General features: G+C 39.3%; 2 protein-coding genes and 5 tRNA genes. 3 read left to right on the top strand and 4 right to left on the bottom strand.

The window, feature by feature from the left end:
* Window positions 1-19: 19 nt before the first annotated feature.
* The 4 genes from ABYD77_RS18070 to ABYD77_RS18085 all read right to left on the bottom strand — a co-directional run bounded on the left by ABYD77_RS18070 (window position 20) and on the right by ABYD77_RS18085 (window position 2529).
* A tRNA-Glu gene (locus tag ABYD77_RS18070) sits at window positions 20-95 on the bottom strand.
* A gap of 94 nt (window positions 96-189) precedes the next feature.
* Window positions 190-265: transfer RNA gene (locus ABYD77_RS18075), tRNA-Glu, on the bottom strand.
* 53 nt (window positions 266-318) lie between these two features.
* Window positions 319-394, bottom strand: a tRNA-Ala gene (locus tag ABYD77_RS18080).
* Window positions 395-597: 203 nt separating this feature from the next.
* Window positions 598-2529 carry a transcriptional regulator gene (locus ABYD77_RS18085; RefSeq protein WP_372771493.1) on the bottom strand — a complete coding sequence of 644 codons (1932 nt, stop codon included), beginning with the start codon at window positions 2527-2529 and terminating at the stop codon, window positions 598-600.
* 114 nt (window positions 2530-2643) lie between these two features.
* Between ABYD77_RS18085 and ABYD77_RS18090 the strand changes: the two genes are divergently transcribed.
* The 3 genes from ABYD77_RS18090 to ABYD77_RS18100 all read left to right on the top strand — a co-directional run bounded on the left by ABYD77_RS18090 (window position 2644) and on the right by ABYD77_RS18100 (window position 4065).
* Window positions 2644-3651 (top strand): alpha/beta hydrolase, encoded by a 1008-nt coding sequence (locus tag ABYD77_RS18090; protein WP_372771494.1) that lies wholly within the window; start codon window positions 2644-2646, stop codon window positions 3649-3651.
* 243 nt (window positions 3652-3894) lie between these two features.
* Window positions 3895-3970 (top strand) — tRNA-Val (locus ABYD77_RS18095).
* A 19-nt stretch (window positions 3971-3989) separates the two neighbouring features.
* Window positions 3990-4065, top strand: a tRNA-Val gene (locus tag ABYD77_RS18100).
* Window positions 4066-4136: the final 71 nt, after the last annotated feature.

The raw sequence follows: 4136 nt of genomic DNA on the forward strand, positions 1-4136 counted from the left end.
ACCTAAGTTTAAAAGTAAGTGGCGTCCCCTAGGGGATTCGAACCCCTGTTACCGCCGTGAAAGGGCGGTGTCCTAGGCCTCTAGACGAAGGGGACAACATGGTGCTGTCACTAGGACTGGTTGTTTTTACTCTTACCATACGAGTTTATGACTCACCCCACTCTTTTAAAACCTAAGTTTAAAAGTAAGTGGCGTCCCCTAGGGGATTCGAACCCCTGTTACCGCCGTGAAAGGGCGGTGTCCTAGGCCTCTAGACGAAGGGGACAACGTGATGTTGTCACTAGGACTGGTTATTTAGACTCAAACCATAAGAGTTATTGGTGGAGCTATGCGGGATCGAACCGCAGACCTCCTCGCTGCCAGCGAGGCGCTCTCCCAGCTGAGCTATAGCCCCAAACTGCACCTTCAAGAGATAACTCGTGTATCGCTGAAGACGGGGCGCATTTTATGGAGCCAGCAAAATAAAGTCAACATTTTTTTAAGCATAGTGCATTGTTCGCACCATTTTTAATCAAGATGCACATTTGTTCATCAAGGTTGTGATTTTTCGACCTGTTTCAACATCCTAGCGTTTTATATTTATACACATAATTGAAGCTAATATAGTCGCATCAAAGTCGATTTAACGGCGATATCCTGATAAAACCAAAACTTCTCTTGTTTTTCTACACCTGCCAATATAGTACTTCTATCTACCGAAAGTGTTTCAAACTCCGCTGTGTGTGGATTAATACGAATAACAGCGTAACCTTCTGATTTTTTAATACTGGCAATTAAGCTCTCTCCGTCACTAAAAAGATCATCCACCGCATTATCAGTAACGGTCAAAAGTGTGCTTATTTGCCCTTCTTTATTTCGCTGTTTGATTATGTTGTTATTTTCCACAAAGTAAATATTGCCATTATCATCTCCGGTGACACAACTTGCTTGTTCGTTACTCAGCTGAGTAAGTTCAAACGTCTCTAATGAAAGTTCACTTGGGTACGTTTTGCCATTAATAAGCTGATGAACCAATAGCGTATTTTGTTTAGGTAAAAATTGCCTAATAAACACTGAATGCGAAAGCGTGTGCATTTGTTTTAGCGAGCTACCGTCATTAATAACTAATTGCTTGCCCAACGAGTAGATAAAGTCTCCGTTATCAGATAACCACGTAAAGCCGTTTAAATGCTGACCTTTATTAAGCTCGGCTAATACGGTCAATTCGTTGTTACGAGATTGATACAGCGCCTGCTCACCAGAAAAATCAGATGAAAAAAGTACATCTCCACTACTATTTGTTATGGGCATTAAATTAGCACCTGCCAAATCAATTTTTTTAAACATAGTGGGGTTTTCATTAACTGATTTAAGCACAAGCGCAACATTTAAATGTGCGTGTTCAATTAAAATTGCGTCACTGTGTTTATCAAGCTGCGCTTGGGTAATCGTTTTGTTAGTTGTATATGGCAACACTTCAGTTTCGCCACTTTTAACATCTAGTAGTAAAAGTTGGGTATTCTTTGCTAGTAATAATTGCAGGCCACTTGCATGCCAATCAAGTGATGTGTAATTCCCCAAGTCTTGAAAAATGATCTCTTTGCTTTTCGTTTTAATATCTAAAACTGAAACCGCTTTGCGCATTTGCCCTTCATCGGTCAATACCGCAACCTTTTCTAGATCTTGCGAGATTGAAAAACTAATCACACCTTTCGCATTTTCAAATGCTGAAAATGTGTGCAACTTAGCAGGTTTTTCATCAAATACGGTTATTTGATTCAAATGAGCAATATATATGCGCTGCCCAACACTTTGAGGCGCTACATTCATTAAGTGCTCAACACTAAATAGTAGATTGGCATGCCCCAAATGATTTAGCTGAAAGACATCTGTACCTCGCAAATTGTCGCTAGTTGTAAATGCAGGTTGTCCTTTAAACCAAAACGTGTGAGTTATTATTTGGGGCGTATTAAAAATTTCACTTTCGTTCACGCCACTTTTTAACCATAACGCAGATCCTAAGTCACTCTTTTTAACAAATAGAATTTCATTAGCATTTCTATTTTGTGAAAACGAAAACACATTTTGTTGTTTGTGTGTCAGTGGTGATAATGATGTAAAGTGCATGGGCGCTATATGCTGCTTTTTATATAAGTTAGCGACAACCCCTGTAATAAAAAACACTAAAACACCTATTGCCAAAAGGAATAACTTTGCCCGTGGCTTACTGACTTTTACTGTCTCTTCTTTTAAACAGTAGCCTTTTTTAGGATAGGTAATTAAATAGTTCGCTGTTGCGGCCTGTTCATTAAGGGCTTTGCGAATAAGTGTAATGGCTCTTTGTATTAAGCTAGCGTTAAAAATTCGCCCAGGCCAAACTTGGCTGAAAATATCCTCATTGCTTATTACCTTACCTTGATTATGATAAAGCAACTCAAGTACAGCCATTACTTTAGGTTCGAGTTCACTTATTACATTTGTTGTAACCACCTCGCAGCGCGAAAAATCAAACTGAAAGGTATAGTAACTATACTGCTTAGAATCATGCATAATGCGGTTTTGCCCTGCCCTAAGTAAAACTTAAGCTATTCTAAAGGACTGAATCCTTGTGTTTTTTTGTTCAACTGACAAAGTTGTTCGACTTTAACACAGAAGGACAAGTCAATGAAAACCACGCTTTACTATTTACTATTGTTATTGAGCGTTAACACTTTTGCAGAAGTGAATAACGAATCTTTCACCTCAAAGACCCTAAATACACAGGTTACTTTTAAGGTAAGTGTTCCTGCATCTTATAGCACACGTCTGAACCAGTACTACCCGGTAATTTATGTATTGCATGGTCAGTGGGATTTTGCCCTTGTGAAATCCATCAGCGATACGTTAAAAAGTGAAATACCCGAGTTTATAATTGTGCAAGTCATTGGCAAAGGTGCGCAACTGCAACCTAATGACGCTAACATAAATGAAAAAGCACAATTATTTAGGCAACACTTCACCCATGAACTTGTCCCTCATATTAAGAACAACTTCCGCACTGCGGATTATTCAATATTAATTGGCCACTCAAATGCAGGGCGCTTTGCGATGGAACAGCTTCTAACAAAAAGCCCATTATTTAACGATTATTTTATCTTTAGCCCATCACTTGACGATGGCTATATTGTTTCACTTGCTCGGTCAGTAAAAGAGTTACAAGCGCAACTATTTTTGAGTATTGCAAATGAAGGAGAACATATGCAAAAACCATTTAATGCGTTACTTAATATATTACAAAACCATCCCACCTTATCGCTCTCCAGCGAAAAGTATGCTCAATATAGTCATCAATCAAGTAAGGTAATTGCCCTATTAAACGCATTTCAAACACGCTTTTCACACTGGCAAGCCAGTTATGAAACGAAAATTGCAGGGTTAGGGTCATTACTCACGCACTATAGTGTTTTAGAAAAAGAGTTTGGCTTTCAGGTATTCCCCGATAAGGATGACCTTATTCGCTTACTTGCCTATTTCGCAGTAAATGATAATGGCCAAGAAGTCGGTAAAATCTATGATTATGTGATAACCCATTATTCAAATTCCGCAGAATCAATAATAGAAATCGAGCAATATTTAGCAAAAGAAGGCTATCAAAGCGCAGCTAAACGAATAAAATCATCAAGATTGAAGTAATAAACACTCTTTACTGTCACCTATCAATACAAATGCAAGTGTAAAGCGTACAAAAAACAGCCATAAAACATTATTTAAACGCAAGCACTTGCTCTAAAAGCACTCAAGGCGTTTGACATTTATCCAAGTTGTTCATTTTAAGGCCACTTGACACATTTTTGTGAAAACAAGTATTGACTATAGTTGAACTAAATCTATAATAGCGCCCCACAACAACACAGCAATGTGTTGTTATTCTAAAGCGGGTCGTTAGCTCAGTTGGGAGAGCATCGCCCTTACAAGGCGAGGGTCACTGGTTCAAGTCCAGTACGACCCACCACTTTAGAATTGACTACTTGGGGTCGTTAGCTCAGTTGGGAGAGCATCGCCCTTACAAGGCGAGGGTCACTGGTTCAAGTCCAGTACGACCCACCATTTAGTCATAGTTTTGCATGGGTCGTTAGCTCAGTTGGGAGAGCATCGCCCTTACAAGGCGAGGGTCACTG

The sequence above is a fragment of the Pseudoalteromonas sp. genome (genome assembly GCF_041629635.1).
Lineage (GTDB): Bacteria > Pseudomonadota > Gammaproteobacteria > Enterobacterales > Alteromonadaceae > Pseudoalteromonas.